Origin of the sequence: Paenibacillus doosanensis (assembly GCF_025060755.1) — a bacterium.
Classification (GTDB): domain Bacteria; phylum Bacillota; class Bacilli; order Paenibacillales; family NBRC-103111; genus Paenibacillus_S; species Paenibacillus_S doosanensis.
This window is the reverse complement of the sequence record NZ_JANYUY010000034.1, coordinates 68160-88220: the sequence shown is the minus strand read 5'-3', so window position 1 is coordinate 88220 and position 20061 is coordinate 68160. Positions and strand designations below refer to the sequence as shown.

The 20061-nt window shown below is 57.2% G+C and carries 16 protein-coding genes; all 16 read right to left on the bottom strand.

Annotation, left to right across the window (positions count from 1 at the left end; genetic code table 11):
• Positions 1-231 precede the first annotated feature (231 nt).
• The 16 genes from N0M98_RS21965 to N0M98_RS21890 all read right to left on the bottom strand — a co-directional run bounded on the left by N0M98_RS21965 (position 232) and on the right by N0M98_RS21890 (position 19664).
• Positions 232-1644 carry a sulfatase family protein gene (locus N0M98_RS21965; RefSeq protein WP_259619150.1) on the bottom strand — a complete coding sequence of 471 codons (1413 nt, stop codon included), beginning with the start codon at positions 1642-1644 and terminating at the stop codon, positions 232-234.
• A complete protein-coding gene (locus tag N0M98_RS21960; protein ID WP_259619149.1) occupies positions 1641-3092 on the bottom strand; it encodes an ABC transporter substrate-binding protein in 1452 nt (483 codons plus the stop codon). Before N0M98_RS21960 ends, N0M98_RS21965 begins: the two co-directional genes overlap by 4 nt.
• 54 nt (positions 3093-3146) lie before the next feature.
• The gene (locus tag N0M98_RS21955; RefSeq protein ID WP_259619148.1) at positions 3147-3965 is read right to left on the bottom strand and encodes a carbohydrate ABC transporter permease; all 819 of its coding nucleotides are present in this window, start codon (positions 3963-3965) and stop codon (positions 3147-3149) included.
• A gap of 10 nt (positions 3966-3975) precedes the next feature.
• On the bottom strand, positions 3976-4920 hold the full coding sequence (locus N0M98_RS21950; RefSeq protein ID WP_259619147.1) for a carbohydrate ABC transporter permease: 945 nt from the start codon (positions 4918-4920) through the stop codon (positions 3976-3978).
• A 21-nt stretch (positions 4921-4941) separates the two neighbouring features.
• Positions 4942-5946, bottom strand: coding sequence for a Gfo/Idh/MocA family protein (locus N0M98_RS21945; protein ID WP_259619146.1), 1005 nt, complete (start codon positions 5944-5946; stop codon positions 4942-4944).
• A 147-nt stretch (positions 5947-6093) separates the two neighbouring features.
• A complete protein-coding gene (locus tag N0M98_RS21940; RefSeq protein WP_259619145.1) occupies positions 6094-7482 on the bottom strand; it encodes a sulfatase family protein in 1389 nt (462 codons plus the stop codon).
• 42 nt (positions 7483-7524) lie between these two features.
• Positions 7525-8331, bottom strand: coding sequence for a sugar phosphate isomerase/epimerase family protein (locus N0M98_RS21935; RefSeq protein WP_259619144.1), 807 nt, complete (start codon positions 8329-8331; stop codon positions 7525-7527).
• Between the two features lie 94 nt (positions 8332-8425).
• A complete protein-coding gene (locus tag N0M98_RS21930; RefSeq protein ID WP_259619143.1) occupies positions 8426-9532 on the bottom strand; it encodes a Gfo/Idh/MocA family protein in 1107 nt (368 codons plus the stop codon).
• Positions 9533-9796: 264 nt separating this feature from the next.
• On the bottom strand, positions 9797-11230 hold the full coding sequence (locus tag N0M98_RS21925) for a sulfatase family protein (RefSeq protein WP_259619142.1): 1434 nt from the start codon (positions 11228-11230) through the stop codon (positions 9797-9799).
• Positions 11227-11850: an adenylyl-sulfate kinase gene (gene cysC / locus N0M98_RS21920; protein ID WP_259619141.1), complete on the bottom strand. Its 624-nt coding sequence runs from the start codon at positions 11848-11850 to the stop codon at positions 11227-11229. The genes N0M98_RS21925 and cysC overlap by 4 nt, the downstream gene beginning before the upstream one ends.
• A 214-nt stretch (positions 11851-12064) precedes the next feature.
• Positions 12065-12898 (bottom strand): carbohydrate ABC transporter permease, encoded by an 834-nt coding sequence (locus N0M98_RS21915; RefSeq protein WP_259619140.1) that lies wholly within the window; start codon positions 12896-12898, stop codon positions 12065-12067.
• Positions 12895-13761 carry a carbohydrate ABC transporter permease gene (locus N0M98_RS21910; protein ID WP_259619139.1) on the bottom strand — a complete coding sequence of 289 codons (867 nt, stop codon included), beginning with the start codon at positions 13759-13761 and terminating at the stop codon, positions 12895-12897. Before N0M98_RS21910 ends, N0M98_RS21915 begins: the two co-directional genes overlap by 4 nt.
• Before the next feature lie 136 nt (positions 13762-13897).
• Positions 13898-15247 (bottom strand): ABC transporter substrate-binding protein, encoded by a 1350-nt coding sequence (locus N0M98_RS21905; protein WP_259619138.1) that lies wholly within the window; start codon positions 15245-15247, stop codon positions 13898-13900.
• A gap of 149 nt (positions 15248-15396) precedes the next feature.
• Positions 15397-16926, bottom strand: coding sequence for a response regulator (locus tag N0M98_RS21900; RefSeq protein ID WP_259619137.1), 1530 nt, complete (start codon positions 16924-16926; stop codon positions 15397-15399).
• A complete protein-coding gene (locus N0M98_RS21895) occupies positions 16923-18743 on the bottom strand; it encodes a cache domain-containing sensor histidine kinase (RefSeq protein WP_259619136.1) in 1821 nt (606 codons plus the stop codon). The genes N0M98_RS21900 and N0M98_RS21895 overlap by 4 nt, the downstream gene beginning before the upstream one ends.
• A 27-nt stretch (positions 18744-18770) precedes the next feature.
• On the bottom strand, positions 18771-19664 hold the full coding sequence (locus N0M98_RS21890) for an AraC family transcriptional regulator (RefSeq protein WP_249861636.1): 894 nt from the start codon (positions 19662-19664) through the stop codon (positions 18771-18773).
• Positions 19665-20061 lie beyond the last annotated feature (397 nt).

The following is a 20061-nucleotide window of genomic DNA, read 5'->3' as shown; positions in this document are numbered from 1 at the left end:
TTTCGTCGACGCGCTTCTACGCACAGATTTCGCCGTACGCAGGCATCCTAGCTACGCGGGGGCTTGGCCCCTCCCGCGACCGGATTTTCACCGGCTAGAAGATGCGTGCCTCTGGGCACGCTAAACAGCAAAAAACCTGAGGCTGCGCCCCAGGTTCTGTAATATCCAGTGTAGCCCCATCCCCATCCTCTTGAGCATAGGGAGGAATGGGTATGGGGTTCCGGAATCCGGCTAGTCCTGCCGCCCGTCGGAGATAGCATTGTGCACCAGCTGGTTACGCATCCATTCGCTGCCGACCAGGCCGTCGCCTTCCTCCGTCAAACGCTCGTACAGGCGGAGCCGGTACGTCTTAACGAGCTCCCGGCAGCCCGGATCGTGAATCCGGTTCGTCAATTCATACGGGTCCAGCTCCAAATCGTATAGTTCATCCACATCCGTCGTATTCCAAATATACTTCCACCGCTTCGTACGGAGCATCCGCTGCGTATAGAGGCCGAACTGCTGACCGTTATACGTGGTCACCGCCTCCGAACGCCAGTCGGGCACCTCCTCTCCCTTCAGCCAAGGGAGCAGGGAGCGCCCCGGAAAAAAGCCGGGCACCGGCAGCTTGAGCAGCTCCAGTACGGTCGGAGGAAGGTCCAGCATATTGCAGACGAACCCGCCGCGCTTCTCCCCGCCTTGCCCGGTGAGCGGCGGGTATTTCACGATCAGCGGCACCTTGACGACATCGTCATACAGGATGTAATGCTTATCCATCATCCCGTGCGAGCCGCACATATCCCCGTGATCCGCGGTAAAAACAATCATCGTGTCGTCCGCCGCGCCCGAAGCTTCCAGCGCTTGCAGCACCCTGCCGACCGCGTCGTCGGTTTGGCTGATAACGGCGTAATAGCGGGCCGCAATCGGAGCCCAGTCGTCCCAAGTATAATCTTGAACCTGCCAGCTGAGCAGCTGCTGCTTCTGGATATAAGGCTTGCCGGCGAACGTATCGCCGAAGCCGCCCCACGGCGGAATCTGCGCCGGATCGTACATCGAAGCGAACGGCTCCGAAGGCCGGCACGGGAGATGCGGCTCGGTAAAATTCAGCTGGATATACCAGGGAAGCTGCCGTTCTTTCGCCGTCAGCCGGCTGACCGTTTCGCAGGCGCGTTCCGCCAGCCAGTGGGTTTGCGTATCCTCCAGCGGAATCGGGCTGTTCTCCCCGGCATAGCCCGCCTCCCATTTCACGCCTTGGTATTTGCGCGCGATCATTTCTTGATACGGCGCAAATCCGACGTATTCGTCGTACCCGTACTCCAGAGGCGTGCGCTTCGGATGCACATCCCATTTGCCGAGGTGCACGCGGTGATACGCGTGCTTGCCCAGCTCGCGCGGCCAGGCATATTCGGACGGGTCCAGCGCCGCAACCGGCAGGCCATTCTTGAAATTCCACAGCGCCCCGAACGTTTCCGGCCGCCGCCCGCTAATGAACGCCTGCCTGGCCGGGCAGCAGGTCGGGATAGGCGTAAACGCATTCTCAAACCATAAGCCCTCGGCGGCCAAGCGGTCGATATTCGGCGTCCGTACCGGGTAGGCGCCGCTGTAACCGATGCAATCATAGCGAAGCTGATCCAGCATAATGATAAGAAGGTTGGGCTGGGTCATGGCTGCTTGATCCCGTAATTGTTTTCCTTGGACCACTGATTCTCGCTCATTTTTTTCTTAACCCCGTCCACCATAATTTTTTTCAGCTCGGCCAAATAACTCTCCTGCGTGCTTGTGCCTTCAAGATACAGCTGTCCCAGCTTCTGATTGTTCTCCGTCACATTTTTGTCGACCTCGCCCGCATAAATATTCAGCTGCATCCGGTCGCCGACAAACTGAAAGCCCTTCAGCTTATCCGGCAGCGCCGCATTCTCGACAACCGGCGTGCGGTACAGGCTCTCGGCGAGCAGCCCCTGCACCTGCGGAGACGTCGTATAGGCGAGGAAATCGACCGCGGCATCCATCTTCTCCGGCGCGATCGTCTTCGGAATCGCCATATTGCCCGCAGGCACGCCGCCGATTTCCATCAGCTTCCCGGCCGCGTCCGGGTGGTTCTCCTTGGTCAAGTACGGCAGCGGGAAAGCCGCCATCTCGAACTTGCGCGCCGAGGTTTCGTACAGAGCCTTGCTCTGCGCCGAAGTCCGCATCACCATCGCCGCCTTGCCGCGCAGGAACAAATCGCCCGCCGTTTCAAAATCGAGGCCGTTATACCCCTTCGGCCAATACTTGCTCCAATCCTTGACGATGGCGAAGACGTCCTTGTACGGCGATTTTTCAATATCGATGATGCCCTGATCGACGCCCCTCACGTATTCGTTCACTTCGATGAAGCCGCTTTTGTCGATATCCAGCTTCTCGTAGACGCCGGTCAGCAGCTCCTCCGTCAAAATCCGAATCGTCCAGTTATAGTTATAGTCGCCGGGCTTCGAGTTGGGGAAAGCAAACGGAACGACGTTCAGCTTGAGCAGCTTTTCCTGCGCATCGAGAAACTCGCTCCAGGTTTTCGGCGCTTCCTTGATGCCCGCCTGAGCGAACAAATCCTTATTGTACAGAACCCGCACCGAATTGACGTAGTTCGGGACGCTCGCATACGTCTTGTCGTCGCCGATCAGCTGCTGCAGAATGGTCGGGGAGAACAGCTTTTCCCAGGGCTGGCCTCCGGAATAAGCCGTTGATTGCTTATAGTACGGCGTCAAATCCACCAGCAGCCCCTTCTTCAAATCCTCCTGATCCCAAATATAACGGGTCGTAAAAATATCCGGAGCCGTCTTGCCGATCAGCTGCGTGGTCACCCATGTGCGATGCTGCTCGACGCCCGCAAAATGCTGCATCTGCAGGTTGACCTTCACGCCGGGATGCGACTCCATGTACGTCTTGGCGATGCTGTCCCACGACTGGCGCTCCGCTTCGTCTCCGTCGCTCTCGAGCATGACCATGACGTTTAACTCGACGGACTTGCCGTCGCCGCCGGAGGAGACTCCCCCGGATTCGGCGGAGCAGCCGCCGAGCAGCAGGAGTGCGGAAACGGCGCCGAGCAGCGGCCGCATCCAGTGGCTGCGAATGTTCATTTGCTTCACCTCATCATTTCTCATATAGGAGTCATCGGACAGGCCCATAGGGACTTACCCTTTGACCGCTCCGGCCGTAATCCCCGAGACGAACGACCGGGTAGCCAGCAGAAACAGCAGCAGCAGCGGAACGGACGAGATCACATAGCCTGCGAATTGCAGACCTTGAACCTGATCGAGCGAGCCGTGGACGCTGGAGAGCGCAAGAATAACCGGCTTCACCTTGTCGCCCGACGTGACGACGAGCGGCCACACGTAATTGTTCCAGCCGAGCAGCGCATTGATAACGGCTACCGTGGACAGGATCGGCATTGACAGCGGCAGCGCGATCTGCAAATAAATTCGGCCGTCCCCCGCTCCCTCCGCCTCCGCCGCCTCCAATACGCCGGTGGACAGCCCCTCGAAAAACGTCCGGATCAGCATCGTCGCCATCGCGGATGCGCCGGCCATCGGGCCGAAAATTTGCGCCCAATACGTATTGATCAGCCCCAAGTTTTTGAACAAAATAAACTGCGGAATGAGGATCAGAAACGACGGCACCATCATCAGCATAATGATCAGATAATACAGCAGGCTCTTGCCCCAAAAGGAAAACCGGGCGAACGCATACCCCGCCAGACTCGCATTGATCAATACGCAGATAATAATGCCGGCGGTAACGATGACCGAATTGCATAAAAAGGGCCACAGCTGGACAAACGCGTTGGCGTAATTGCTCCCATGTAGCGGCAGCGACGGAAGCCAGAACTCGTGAATGACCTGATCCCGGTATTTTAAGGAAGTGATGATCAGCATATAAAAGGGGACAAGCGTCAAAAGCAGCAGCAGCGTCAAAACGGCGTAATTCGCCCAGGCGCCTATCTTTTTCATCATGTTCTCCCTTCTATTCCGCCCAGTCCGCCGGCTTAATGAAGCGGTTCGCCGCGAGCGTGCACAATAGGAGCACGACGAACACGACAACCCCGATCGCCGAGGCGTAGCCCAGCTCGTTGTATTCGAAGCCTTTTTTGTACAAATACAGCGCGGGCGTAAGCGTTGAGAAGCCAGGCCCGCCGTTCGTCAGCACCAGCACGTTCTCAAAGCTTTGAAACTGCTGAATGAACGCGAGCACGAGCACTAGGCGAAGCTGGCTGCGAATGAGCGGCAGCTCGATATGCCGAAGCCGCTGCAGCCCGTTCATGCCGTCCATCCCCCCGACCTCGAACAACTCCTGCGGCACCGCCAGCAATCCGGCCAAATAAATCAGGAAATAGATGCCGGAAACCCAGGGGAAGTTGATGAACACGATCGACCACAGGGCCGTGCCGCTCTCGCCGAGCCAGGCGTGAATCCAGCTCTCCAGACCGAGCGCTTCGAGAAGACGGTCCAATAAGCCGTCCCCGACATAAATCCATTTCCACAGCAGGAAGACGATAATATGCGGCACGACCATGGGCAGGACGAACATCGATTTAAAAAACGACTGCAATCCCGCCCGCCGAAGCCGGAATACGCCGACGGCGGCCAGCAGCGGAAGCGTCAGCTGAATGAGGACGAAGCTTCCGGTGAACAAGGCGATATTTTTCAATGAAGCATAAAAGGTTCGATCCCGAAATAACGCGGTATAATTGTCCAGACCGATAAACCGGTCTACATTCGCCCCGTTCCATTCATAGAACGACTGCACAAACGCATGCACGAACGGCGTGTATTTGAACAGCCCGACCGATACGAGAATCGGCGCCAGAAACAAATACGCCTTGAGATGCTTCCAGCTTCGCCTTCTCAAGGCAGCACCGGGGCTCACGTTTGCGGAAGGATACGATTTCGACGGAGCGGCTTTCAACAAAGCGTCCCCCTCCTTAACTCCTTACTCTGTGCCGGGTACCTCGACAACCTGCCCTCCGGCTTGATGCGAACGAATGGCCGCCTCGATGATTTCCTGCGCGGCCAGCGCTTCCGCCCCCGAGCCTTCAATCTCCCCGGGGGCCGCCTGCTGCTTGATCTGCTCGATAAAGCGGTCGATCCGGTTGCCGAACGTGTCGTTAAAGCCCTGCATCCCCCGCATGATGGAATTGCTCATCACGATCTTGTCGCTGCTGCGGCGCGGATAGTAAGTCGCGCTTTCGTACACGTTCTCGATCACGAAGCGCCCTTCCGTCCCCGCCGCCTCGCACCATTCGATCGGATGCAGCATCGACATATCGTAGCTTCCGGTCAAATGCCCGACCGCACCGCTCACGAATTCCAGGTTGACGCTGGCCGTCGACCACGTTGTCCTGCCCGGTGCCTTGGTCATAAAGGACTGCACCCGCTTCACATCGCCGAAAAAATAACGCATCACATCGATCGAATGCGGATGCAGCGCGCGCATATGAAACCATTCGGTGAAATCCGCCTTGTTGTCGATCGTCAGCCGCATATTGATAAACAGCGGAGCGCCGAGCATATTGCGCTCGATCCATTCCTTGCCCTTGGCCGCCGCCGGCGTGAACCGGTGATTCAAATTGCAGCCGAAGCGGACGCCCCGCTCGGACGCGGCTTTCACCATGACTCTCGCTTCCTCGATATTATTAGAGATCGGCTTCTCGACGAGCACGTCCTTGCCCGCTTCGATAGCGAGCATGACCGGCTCGTAGTGATGGCTCGCCTTCTCCTCGCCGCCGGTCGCTACGCAGACCGCGTCAATCTGCTCGAGTTCCAGCAGACGCCTCAGATCGGTATACGCCTTTACCCCGTACGTATACGCCGCTTCGCGGGCCCGGTCCTCCATCAGATCGCATACCGCCACCAATTCGGTGTCCGGATGCTGCTTATAGTAGCGGCAGTGGATTTTGCCGATATTGTTTACGCCGACTACGGCTATTCGTATCATAAAACGGCGGCCTCCTTGGTTTGAGGCGAATGACGCATCGCAGACTTCGTCGCGCATGGATCATTAGGGGATGCGCTGCGCTGCGGCATTCACCCGTTGTGGTAGGAAAGAAGAACGCACCGCGATGCTTCTGCGGTGCGGAACATGCTATTTCGCTTTGTTCGCCTGCAGCGAACGGGCGGTAAGCGAGCTGCCGATATGCAGCGTATCGTAGGCTTGCTGGGAGGAGGCGAACGGCGCGTCCCCTTTGCCGTGCCAGCCAAGATTCGTATACATCGGGTTCGTCCGGCCCGTCTCCGCTTCCCGGAGGCGGATATGCGCTTCCATGCGGGCCGTCAGCAGCTCGACGACAGCCGGCTCCTGCTCGGCGACGTTATGATTCTCCAGCGGATCTTCGATCAGATTGTACAGCTCCACCTCGGGCTTGAAATGAAAATCCGGCTCCAGCGCCCGGATCAGCTTCCAGTGCGGCGTGCGCCAGCCGTGCTTGCGCATCCACGTGCACTCCGTCAAATACAGCTCGCTGATTTTGCGCTCCGGCCGCCCTTGAATGAACGGCACCAGGCTCCGGCCGTCCGGCTCCAAAGGCGCGTCGATGCCGAGCAGCTCCATAATGGTCGGCATGATGTCATGGATGACCGTGACGTCTTGTACCCGCTTGCCGGCGGGAATTCGGCCCGGAAACTTGATAATGAGCGGCACGACCAGCGTGCAATCGTACAGCCCGTGATGATCGAAGTAGCAGTCATGCTCATACAAGGTTTCCCCGTGGTCGGAGGTGACGACGATCAGCGTTTCTTCCGTTAAGCCCAACGCTTCGACGGCTTGGAACAAGTTCTGAATGCAAGCGTCCATATAAGCGACGGCGCCGTCGTACTGGGCGCTGACGTATTCCTGGTCGGTCACGCCTTCGGGAATCCACGATTTCAGGAAATCCGCAAACGGCTTGAACCCGTACACAGGCTCCATCGAATCGTTCGCCGGGTCTTTCTCGTCCCCGCCGTAAAATATGCGCTCGTACGGCTGCGGAGGCAGGTATGGCGAATGCGGGTCCATATGTCTTAAGAAGAGGAAGAACGGCTTATCGTCCTGCGCCAGCCGTTGCAGCTCGGGCACGGCCACCTCGTTCAAATTTTCCGCCTTCGGGCATCGGCCGCTTTTGTCCGGCATCCAGGCTTCGTAATCGAGATACTTCTGAAATCCGCGCCCGGAAGGATTGCCGGTAAACCCGACGCAGGTCGTATTATAGCCTTGTTCCTCCAGCACTTCTGCCAACGTCGGGGCCCCTACCGGGCCTTTATGCCGCAGCGCGACGACGTCGGTGCCGAAGCAGTCTTTGCCGGTCAGCATGGCCGCGTAGGCCGGCGTAGTCGGGATGCTCGGGCTGAAATGCTGCTCGAACAGCACGCCCTCGCTTGCCAGCTTATCGAGATGAGGGGTGGTCAGCCTGCCGTAGCCGTAGCCGCTCATGCGGTCTCTGCGCAGACTGTCGATGCCCAGAACGATCAAATTCGGTTTTTTCGGGGAAGTCGGCATTGCTTCTTCACTCTCCTTATAATATCCGTGAAGAACGCCCGTTCAGCGGGCGCCCAGCTGCTTCAGGCAAGCGTTCAAGTAGCCGTAGGTTTCTGCGGCGATAATGGAAATTTGCGCGAGGGAATGCTCCGGCTTCGCGCCGATGACCTCAAGCACGACCGGACCGTCGTACTTATGATCGGTCATGGCCTTGCAGTAGGCGAACAGATCGATATCGCCGCGGCCGCAGGCCTGCAGCTCGATCGGTCCCGGTCCTTGCTCGCGTCCTTTGCAGTCGCGGATATGAACGTGCTTGACCCGGCTGATCACGGCTGGCAGCGCATCCTCCGGATTTTCATTGGCTCTGAAAATATGGCTCGGGTCCATATCGATGCCGAACGCCGGGGAAGCCACTTCGGCCATCGCCCGCAGCGTCGTCGGCGTGTCGTGAATCGCCTGGCCGATATGCGCCTTTACGCACAGCGTAACCCCGCAGGCGGCTGCCCGCTCCGAGAAGCGCTGCAGCTGCTCGATCGACCACTGCACATCCTCCTCGACGCCCGTCTTGCCGCCCGGGCCGATATTGACGATCGGAATGCCGATTTCCGCCGCCGCTTCCAATGCGGTGAACAGGCGCTCTTCGTCCTTGACGCTCCCGAATTCCATCGACAGAAAGCTTAATCCTTCGCCTTGAACGATCGACCGCAGCTGTGCCGCCTGCTCCTTCCAACGGGACAGGTCCAAATGCTCGCACATCCCCTGAATCGCCGAAATTTCCACGCCGTCGTACCCGCTGAGCGCGATATGCCGCGCCGCTTCCGCGAAGCTGTATTCTTTAAACAGCACCGAATTGACACCTAATTTAATCATATTCCTTTGACACGCTCCTTATAGCGGCAGTGCGTTCTGCCATAGTATTAAAGACAGGGATTCCCCAATGATCCCTTCCGTATGTCCGGCAAGCTTATTTCATCCACAGCGGGTCGCCGTGGAAAGCCGGAAGCGGATGAGGTCTGACGACGGCGCCGCCCTGCTCATACGACTCGATCACCGCATACGTATATTCCAGCACAGCCAGCGCATCGCGTCCGGAAGCGCGGATATGCTCCCGGGGCACGCCATTGGAGACGTCTTCCAGGAAGGCGCGCAGCCTGTTGTTAAAGGTGGAGTTGAATTCCGTAACTCCCGACGAGGTCACCTCCGGCTGCGGATGCGAGCCGATCGACGGAACGCCCTTTTGCGCCCGCCAGTACGATACCTTCTCCACGCAGTTCTCGATGCAGAAGGTCCCTTTCGTGCCGCCGACCTCCATCGTCCACCAGCCGCCCAGGCCGTACGTGGCGTCGCCCCGTTGGCTGAGCAGATAGCCTGCGGCGCCGCTGGCGAACTTCACGTGGATGCTGTTGATCGAAACCGTGATATCGCCGGCGCTTTTGCGGAAGCCCGCTTGGTTCGCAAACGTCTGGATATGGGTAATATCGCCGCAATAATAGCGCATGACGCTAAAAGGATGGGTTAAGAACGCTTTCATATGGAAGTAAGGCTGCCCTTTATCCTTCGGCGATTTCGGCGCCGCATACAGCTCCTCGCCGCCGTTGAAGCCCATTTTGGCCAGGCAGTACACCGTTTCGCCGATATCTCCTTCATCCATATATTGTCTGGCCCGCTGAGCCGGGGCGGAGAAATAATGGTTCAGGTTGCAGCCCAGATACACCTTCTTCTCGGCCGCGAAGCGGACCAGCTCTCTGCCCTCCTCAATGTTATTGGCCAGCGGCTTCTCGATCAGCACATGCTTGCCGGCCGCAATCGCCTGCATCGCGGGCTCGAAATGCCAGCTTCCGTTCTCGATGCCGCCCGTCGTAATATCGACGATTTCGAGCTCCGGCTCCTGCCGCAGCATCTCCTCCAAGCTGTAATAGGCCCGGACCCCGTGCTTCTCGGCCGCTTTATCGGCCCGTTCCTTAACTACGTCGCATACGGCAACCAATTGCGCCAGCGGTTCGCCCGCGTAGCAGTCCGCATGCCGATTCCCGATTCCGTTCATTCCGACAATGCCGATTTTCAATGCCATTCGTTTCCGTCCCGTCGCCCGTTTAAGCCGATGCATCGGCGTTCAAGCGGGGACTGCACCACCTTTCTTGGTTCAAAGTGTACAATGCTCGAATCGCGAAAGCTTAAAGCCCCGTGCCTGCCCTTGATCTGAATCTGCATCTGCGTCCCTTGCGCCGGTAGTTCCTGCCTCTATCATAATCTTCCCCGCAAGCAGCGGCATTGCCTATTGCGACATCCTCAGGGCCGATTGCGACAATCGTCCTGGCTTAAGCCGAACGGAGTTCTAAGTGCCGCGCCCGGCCCGCCGCTTCTCGTCCAGCGCGTCATAGCGCTCCCGCAGCGGGTTCTGCATCCACGCTTCCCAGGAGAGGCCTACGCCCTCCAGGATCGCTTCGATCCTGCGCCGGAACGGCAGCTGCGACTCCCGAAGCTGCCGCAGCATCGGGTCCGGCCGCCCGCCCAGCTTGCGGGCGACGAAGCGCGTCAGCTTCGCTTCGAGCTCTTCGGCGACGGCCGTTTCCCGGCCGGCCACATTCACAAGCTCCTGCGGGTCCGCCAGCAGGTCGTACAGCTCCGTGACCGGACGCCGGAACGGGCCCGGGTCGTAATAACGGATCAGTTTGTAGCGATCCGTGCGGACAGCCCTTGCCGCCTGCCAGGCGCACTCGCTCAAGTACACCTCGTCGAGCGTGCCGTCCGCCTCGCCCAGCATCGAGGGCCACAGACTGCGGCCGTCGATGCCTTCCGGCATGTGCAGCGCCGGCAAGTTCAAGCCCGGCGACGGATTACGGACGACGGCCTCCAGCAGCGTCGGCAGCAGGTCCGCATGCTGGACGAAGCCCCGCACGCGTCCGCCGCCGGGAATTTGCCCGGGCCACCGCAGGATGAGCGGGATATGGACCGTCGGCTCGTAGAGGCCGCAGTGATCCCAATAAATATCGTGCTCGGTCAAGCTCTCGCCGTGATCGCCGAAGAGCACGAGCAGCGTCTCCTCCTTGATGCCAAGCCGGATCAGCGTCTCGTCCAGCTCCCTGAGCAGATCGTCAAGATAGCGGATCTCCGCGTCGTACAGCGCGTTCATATACTCCGCGTCGGTCACCGGCCCGAGCAGCTTGTAATGATGCTGCTTGAAGAACGGATAGGCCGGATGCCCGTAGGCCCGCTCCATGCCGGAGCCGCCTTCCCGGTACGGGTCCTTGTTCGGGTCATAAAACGCCGGCACATAGGATTCGGGCGGCAAGTACGGCGTATGCGCATCCCAATAATGCAGGAATAAGAAAAAATCCTCCTCCTTATGCTCCCGAATCCACGGCAGCGCCAAATCGTTGACGGCTCTCCCGTCAATCCAGCGCTTGGGTCCCGAGCTGTTCAAATAATACTTATATCCGCGCGCAAACCATTCCTTGAGATTGTACAAGTTGTCTACGGCGCAAGTGGCGAAGCCCGCCGCCTTCAGCTTGGACGGCAGCCACTCGACCGACTTGGGCAAATACGACAGGTCCGAGCCATGCGAAACGAGGCCGGTGGTCAGACCGATTTTGCCGGTAAAAATCGCCGTATGCGCGACCTCGGTCGGAATGTCGGCCGCATAAGCCCGCTCCATCAGCACGCCTTCCGAAGCAATTTGATCGATATACGGGCTTGTCGGCTTGCGGTACCCGTAGCAGCCCAGCCGATCGGCGCGCAGCGTATCGAGCGAAATCATAATGATTTTCATCGCGGGCGCGCCTCCCGGCCGCTTGCGTTATCCGCGTTCAACAGCTCTTGACCGGCTGCAACGCACGGTTGAACGGCCCAATCGGCGATTTCCTTGTAACGGTTGCTGCAGAGCCACTCCAAAATCTGCTGCGCATTGGCTTCAACCGGGCGATGCTGCGTATCGATCACGATATCCGCCTGCTCGGGCTCCTCATAGACGTCCGAAATGCCGGTAAACAGCTGAATCTCCTGTCTTCTTGCCTTGGCGTACAATCCCTTCACATCCCTGGCTTCGCACTGCTCTAGCGAACAGTTGACGTAGATTTCCGTATATCCGCTCACATGCTCCCGCAAATAATCCCGCATTTCGCGGTAAGGCGTGATTGCGGACACCAGCACGGTAATTCCGTGCTTGGACAGCAGGGTCGCCACGAACGCGATGCGGCGTATATTTTCAAGCCGGTCTTCGCGGCTGAAGCCGAGCCCTTTGCCGAGCGTCGTGCGGACGGCGTCCCCGTCCAGCAGCTCCGCCGGTCGGCCCGCCTCCTGCAGCCGCCGGTACACCTGCACGGCGGTGGTCGTTTTTCCCGAGCCCGAGAGGCCTGTAAACCAAAGTACACTACCGCTGGAGCTTTCCATGTACTTGCCTCCTCATTAGCGTTTTCGATGCGAAAGCTTCGCTTAATCGGTCGATCTTGCGATAGCCCCGACTTCTAGCCTCATTGTACTTCGCCCTCCGGACCGGTTCATTGTGCATTCCGCCAATCGCATGGCCGATGCGGCCTAACTTGGATTGCAGCCTAACTTTGATTTGATGCCTATTTTTACTTCAGTGCAGCCTTGACCGGTACGGTCAGCCTTTGACCGATCCGGCGGTCATACCGGCGACAATTTTTTTGTTAAAGAAAAGAAATAGGATAAGAGGAGGCAGGGAAATCAGCACGACATCGGCAAACAGCAGATTCCAGGATGTCAAATACATGCTCATAAAGTTGTAAAGCGTCAGCTGCACGGTGGCGTTCTCCGAGCCGGGCAAAAAATACAGCGGATTGACGAAATCGTTAAACACGCTGACGGATTGAATAATGATGATGGTCGAAGACACCGGCTTCAGCAGCGGAAAAATAATATGCGTAAACAGCCTCAGCCCGCCGCAGCCGTCGATGAACGCGCTCTCGTCGATATCCCGGGGAATCGTCGCCGTGAACGCTTTGTACAAAATCGCGCAAAAAGGAAAATGAAGCGCGATTTCGACCAGCGTCAGCCCCGGCAGCGTCTTGAACAGTCCGACCGTATTCAGCACCCAGATGGTCGGCACGACGGCAGGCGGAATCATTAATCCGGCCAGCACGAGGAAATTCAAGAGCGCCGCTCCCCGCCCCTTCTCCCTGCGCTGCAGCACAAAACCGGCCAGGGAGCTGAAGACGACCATGCCCACGATCGACAGCACGGTCAGCACCGAGCTGTTAAAAAACGCGCGCACCAGCATATGGTCTGCGGCGGCCAGTACCGCCTTATAATTTTCGACGATATGAAACGTATCCGGCCAGTTCATGTTCATATCCGCCGCTTTGGTGGGGGACTTGAACGAGTTGATAATGACGAAGTAGAAGGGCACCCAGAATATGAGGGTCGAGAGGATCAGCAGCACGATGCTGACGCTCCACTTTTGTACTGTGCGGCTCACAGATCCACCTCTCTTCTGTTCAGGAACATATACAGCGGAAACGCCAGCACCGAGATGGCGATAAACAGGATAACGTTGCCCGCCGTAGCCAGCCCGTAAAATCCGGCTTGATACTGCTTGTAAATAATGGAAGCGATAAGGTCGGTGGAGAAGCCCGGCCCCCCTTTGGTCATAGCCCAGATCAGGTCGAAGGTCCGCAGCCCGCCGATAAACGCCAATATAATAACCGAGTTCATCGCCGGCCGGCTCAAGGGCAGGGTGATGTGCCAGAAGCCGCGGAACGCGCTTCCCCCGTCCATTTTCAGAGCTTCATAGTAATGCTGCGGAATCGACAAAATCCCGGCAATATAAATGACCGTTGCGATCCCGACGCCCTTCCATACGTCGACCAATGCGACGGACAGCAGCGCGATCTTCGTATCGCCCAGCCAGTCGGGACCTTCAATGCCGATCGCGGCCAGCGCGGTGTTAATGACCCCTTGCGTCGGATGCATCATCGTGCTGAAGGCGATCCCGACGGCGATCGTACTCAGCAAGGTTGGAAAAAACACCATCGAGCGAAAATAATCCTTGAACCAGATGCGCGAGGTCAGCAGCGTAGCGAGCAGCAGCGCGAGAACGACCTTCAGGCCGCAGGTGACGACCGCGAAGATGATCGTGTTTTTAAAGCCGATTTTGAGCGAGGATTCCTCGAAAAACATCACGTAGTTATCCAAGCCGATATACTGCCAGCTCGTCAGCGTCCATCGCGTCAAGCTGAAGAACAGCGACATGACCGTCGGCAGCAAATAAAAGATGAAGTAAATAATGCCTGCGGGCAGCAGGAACAAATACGAGTACATTTTCTTTTGCGTCGTCGTCATTCATTTCCCTCCTGTACGGGTGTATCAGCGGTACGGATGAAACCGGCCCTGCAAATACGATTGCAGGGCCGGATATCGTATCGCATGGAAGCTGGGCGCAAACGCCGGACGGTTAAAAGCCTAAGCCCGGTCCCTGTTACCAGCCCGGCAGGTTGAGCTGCTGCGCCTGCTTCTTCACATCCTTATCGTAGTCGGCGGCTCCGTCCGCAGGCGATTTTTGCCCTGTGCCGACTTCGATCAGGATGCTTTCCAGATTCGGCCCTTTCACCGGGGAAATGAACTCCAGCGCCGGCATCGTCTTGCCGCTGTCAAAGTATGGCTGCATATCCTTCACGGCCTCGTAAGCGTCGTCGGGCACGTTGATTCCTTTGACGACATAAGGGCCGTTCGCCTTGCTCTTGGACATATACGCCTTCTGGCCTTCCTCCGAGATGAGGAACTCGACGAACTTTTTGGCGGCCTCGACGTTCTTGCCTTTTTTATTGATATAGTAGGAGTTCGGCATCCAAACCGTGAAACCGTTGATGTTCGGATCGTCGCTCGGAATCGGGAAGACGCCGATATCTTTTTGCTGTTCCGGATAGTTCTGGGCCAGAGCGTCGATCGCGCTGGTCAGCATCGGATATTGGACGCCCGTCCCTTCGGCAAGCATTTTCAGGCCCGTATCGTACGTGGTGGCGAGGAAATCTTTATTATAATAGCCCTTCTTGAATACTTCGCCGGTCATTTCAAAGCCGCGAAGCGCCGCCGGCGTCGTTGCATATTTGGCTTTGTTGGCCGTATAATCCTGCGTGAACGTCGGAACCTGCGTCTGTACGTTGAATTGATTGGCCAGCACGAACAGCTGCGAGGTCCATGTCGTCTTGTAGGAGCCGATCACCGCGGTCTTGCCTGCGGCTTTGATTTTGTCGCTGTTGGCGATAAATTCCGCCCATGTTTTCGGAATGGTCAGCCCCAGCTCCGCGTACACCTTCTTGTTGTACAAAATGCCGCCGACATTGGAGGAACCGCCCGGAACGCCGAATACTTTGCCGTTTGAGGTGACGGTTTCCTTATAGGAATCCAGCAGCTTCGCCATATACGGCTCCTTGGACAGGTCGACGAAGTTTTCCTCCGGATTCAGCGCCTTCAGCAGCGAGCCGGAATTGTAGTACAAAATATCCGCCATCTCGCCGGTAGCCAGGCGCGTCTTGACCAGGTTGTCCCCTTCGGTGCCGTCCGGCTTAATATCAAATTTGATTTTGATATTCAGCTTCTTCTCGGCTTCGGCGGCGACCGCTTGCGTAGCGGGGTACGGCGTGCCGGTCGAGCCGATCAGCAGCGTCAGCGTCGTCGGTTCGGCGGATTTGCCGTCCGCAGGGGCTTTGGCGTCTCCGGAGCCCGGAGCCGTCCCGGAAGCCGGCTGGCCGGATGAGCTGCAGCCCGCCGCAAGCACGGCTATCGAAGCAGCATAGGTGAATACAGAGAACTTTTTGGCTCGGTTCATGTATCGTTCCTCCTTTATTTGACAAACCGGCTGAAACTTCATGCGTCGACCCTTCCAGTATTGCAGTGGCGTTGTCATGTTTTCATTGTATAGCCGGCGTCAGGCACCGAATACATGCGATTTGTACGAAATAAGGGGGGGGATTTTTCCTATTTGGTCGTCGGCCGCTTTCTCGCGTACGTCATCGGCGAGACCCCGACGAACTTTTTGAACAGGGCGCTAAAATGCTTCGTATCCTCATATCCGACCAGCCGGCTGACCTCCTGCAGCCGCTCGATGCCGCCGGCTAGCAGCTCCTGCGCCTTGCGAATCCGGTAGCCGGCAATATAATCGGAGAAGGTCGTGCCGGTCTGGCTCTTGAACATGCGCGACAAATACCCCAGGCTGACATGATGCTCGGCCGCGAACTGCTGCAGCGAAATCGGGTTCTGATAATGGGCATGAATATGCTGCAAAAGTACGGGCACCAGCCCCTTCGGATTCAAATCTTGAGGCTCCGGCCGCACGCAATACAAACGAAACAGCTTCTCCTTCAGCCAGTCGAACAGCTCGCCGTAGCCGGTAAAATCATTCAAGCAGCGCACATCCTCCTGCAAGTCGTTCAAGCTGATCTTATCGCCGCCGGACGAGAGCAAATGATATTTCAGCGAGAACAGCACATCCTGAATAAATAACCTCAGCTGCCGTTTCGTCACCCGCTTCAAGCGCATCTCGTCGACAATATGCCCCAGCGTCTCCTGTCCCTTCAGCAGCTCGCCCTTCTTGCAGTGAACCTCCATGATGCGCACCTTGTCCCACGCGCTTAACAGCTCCGCCTCCTGCGGCTTCGCCCCGAACGGCAGGCAGGTGGCCGCCCCGAAGACGGCATGCTCCTCCAACGACTCCTTCAGGCCGGTATAAACTTGACGCAGCGGCACGCTCTCTTCCTTGAGGGCAATCGCCATATGCGCCGGAACGGGAAGCTGCCTGAGCTGCTCGAAAAGCTCCAGCAGCACGGGCTGCAAGGCGGCCGTCTGCGCCGCTGCGGCCATCGGCACCAGCAGCACCCTCTGCCGGCAGTCCAGGTCCACGCATTGAATGAGCGAATCAGGATAAGGCGGCTGGGCCAGCCGGCGGAACCATGCGTCAAAATCGACCGCCGCCGCCTTCCACCCTTTGATCTGCGGAGCCTTCTCCAGCGAAAGCAGCACGACGGCGTACAATCGCTCGTTCCATTCGCGCCCTAGCTCCGCATCCGGCACGCTGTCGTCCTCGGCCAGCAGCATCTGGGCGAGCGAGCCGTTCACCCAGGCGTCCCGGCGCCGATGCTCCTGCTCAAGCTGATGGAGCGCTTTATCGACCGCTTGATACAGCACTTCTTTTTTGACAGGCTTCAGCAAATAGTCGCCCACGCCGAACTGCATCCCCTGACGGGCGTATTCGAATTCGTCATGGACGCTCAGGATCATGCACTTGACGGCGGAATCCAGCTTGGTCAGCTGCTCGATCAGCTCCAGGCCGTCGATTCCCGGCATGTTGATATCCGTCAGCACAAGACTCGGGCGCAGGTCGGCCGCCGCCGCCAACGCGTCGTCCCCGTTGTCGAATGCGTAGATGCCGTGCTCCGGCTCATAGCGGGCCAGCAGCGTCTCCAGCTCCGCCAGCGCCCAGCGTTCATCCTCCACTACAAAAATGTTCATAGCGCAGCCTCCTTCGCCGATTGGATCTTCACAGCCAGCGGTACGACCAGCGATACCGAAGTGCCTTCGCCGGGCTGGCTGTAAATGTTCAAGCCGTAATCTTTGCCGTAATAAAGCTGGATGCGCTGCCGTATGTTGAGCAGGCCGATGCCGTGGGACACCTCGTCGTAGTGGTTCAGCGGGTTGGCCTTGCGAAGCGCTTCCTCCAGACGAGCCTTCTCCTTATCCGCAATGCCTTCCCCGTTATCCTGCACAGTTAACGTTAGCACGCCCTCCGCTTGGGCCGCCCGGATCGTGATGCGTCCTCCCGCTTTCACTCTGCGCAGCCCGTGATTCACCGCGTTCTCGACGAGCGGCTGCACCGTCAGCTTGAGCACGGACGCTTCAAGCAGCTCCGGCGGAATGTCGCAGTGCAGGAGAATCCGGCTGCCGAACCGGTGCTGCTGAATTTTGAAATAATTGTCGATATGCTCGATTTCCTCCCGCAGCGTGACGGGCTGATGTAAATTTTTCATGCTGTATTGGAATAGTCCGGCCAGCGATTCGGAAATTTCGGCGACCTCTTCGATGCCGCGCAGCCGGCTGATGGATTTCATGATGTTGAGGGTATTGTACAGAAAATGAGGATTAATCTGAGCATGCAGCGCTGACAACTGGGCATTTTTTTCCGCCAGCTTCGATTCGTACACCTCGTGGATCAGACGGGAAATGCTGCCGAGCATATGGTTATACATCCGGCTCAGCTTGCCGATTTCGTTGCGTCCGGCATATTCCATCCTGTGACTGAAATCGCCCAGCTCGACCCGCGACATATGGCGCATCAGCTTGTTCAACGGAAGAGTGATTTGATGGGATAACAAATAGGAGACGGCCGCGATGGACAGCATCGTCAGAATACCGACCAACAGCACGATATCCTGAATCCGCTTTTGCTTCAGCAAAAGCACATGCTTCGGGATTAAGATCACCGTATGCCACCCGGTATAGCTTGACCGCACAAAGGTGTATAGGTAATCGGTGTCCTTCCAGCGCAGCTCGCCTTCCGAGCCGGCGTGCTCAAACACGCGGGTATCGAACCGGGCCCCCTCGCCCGCACTGCTGCCGTTTTCATAAATGATCCGGCCTTCGTCCGCCACGATCAGCACATGCATCGTACTTTCCAGCTCGTTGGCCGTAGCATTGGCAAGAACCATATTGAATGCGTTCACATTGATCTGAATGCTGACGAAGCCGATGATCGTCTGCGTCGGTATTTTCGTAATTTTGCGGACAAACGAAACGACCCGCTCGGGGGAGCCCTCTTTATCGGTATGCACTTCGGCGGACGGCAGCAGGGCGAACGGCTCCCGGTTCAGCGAGCCTGAGAACTCCTTCAGCCGCTCTTCGGGCAGCAGCTCCCGCGGCTTCGGCTCCACCAGCTTGGAATATTGATACAGATGCTTATCCAGCGAGTAAATGGATATGCTCTGAACATAGGTTTTGGGATATGAGAAGTTAAACAGAATGGGGTTGAGCTTGTAGCCGACCGCTTCCTTCCCGACCGGATCGGACGTCTTGTAGAAATCGAACAGGATGTTCTGAATCGACGGGTCGATGGAAATCGCCAGCGACAGCTCCTCGACGCTCCGCATGTACAAATCGATCATCTCCGAAAACTGCTTCGAGATGATGTTCGATAAGGAAAACGTCTGATGCTGAATATCGCTGGTGTTCTTGTAATAAAAAATAGAGCAGGTGATCCCGACAATGAACAAGGATACGACGGAAAAAGCTATAAACATTTTCGTTTTCAGCATCCGGTCATTCCAGCGGCGCATGCTGCCCCCTCCTTCGCCCAGCGGAAGTCAAGAGGATTCGCGGTATTTGCCCGGCGAGCAGCCGACCTCGCGATGAAACAGCCGGCTGAAAAAAGCCGGGTCCTCGTAGCCGACGCGCCCCGCGATGGTGATGACCTTCTCGTCGGTTTCCAGCAGCAGATGCTTCGCGCGCTCGATCCGTATCCGGTGAATCATGTCCACGACGGTCATGCCCAGCGATTCCTTGAAAATCCGGTTCAGCTGCCTCGAACTGATATTAAACAGCTCGCACAAAACCGGGATGGATACTTTCTTATCGTAATACCGCTCCAAATAGCCGCAGATGCGGCGAACGAGCAGCTGTTTGGCGCTATTGCGCACGGATTCTCTGCCGTTTTGCCCTTCCGCCTGCCGGTAGGCGCGGGACAGCAGAATAAGCAGCTCCACCATCTGCAGCCGGATTAACGTTTCGAAGCCGGGCTGGCGGTTATCGAATTCGTGAATGATGGTCTCCAGCAGGAACAGCGAGCGCGTCGCATCCTGCCCGTTCAAATTCAGGCAGCGATGAAACCGCTCTCTTTTATCTAAAAACGGATGAACGTAAAAATAATCCATCGACTGGGAAATGCCGAGGTCCAGCAGCCAATTGCCCTGAATCAGATCGGGCATAAACAGGCAGTTGATAATCTCGATTTCCTTGCCGGGATTAATGCTGTAGGTGTGCACTTCGCCGGGATTAATAATAAATACGTCGCCCGAGCGGATGTCGTAATAATGCCCTTCGAACACATGCTGCGCCTCTCCCCGGACCACATAGACCAGCTCCACGAAATCGTGGCCGTGCAGCAAAGGCACATGCTCATGGTCGTGAAAAAAACGGCGGATCCAGAACGGAAACGAGTGCTCTTTAATAAATTGGCTGCTGTGCAACTGTTTCTCCATGAGGAAAACCTCCTACATATCACAATTCGAAACTCCTTTGGAAAGGTCATTTACCGATAGACGGCCAATCCTGCAAGCCGATGTTTTTAGTGGAGAAGCGTAAGCGCGATGACGGCCCACAACCTAATCATACGGGAACCCGGAGGTTCGGTCATGGTCAATTCAGACATTATTATAGCTGATTTGTACGCAAAAAAGCAGAAAAACTGTCGTTTCCCCGGGAAGCGGCCGTTCGGGGCGATAGCAGGCCGTACGGAGAGCTTAAGATAGGCTCCCGCAAAAAATAGCCTCCTGTCCTACTCACATATCCCCCTGCTACTTGAATATATTTAGTAACAAGCACTTTTTTCCTTTTGTCTTGTCACATCCGTTCTTTATATGCATGATCCAAAGCCCA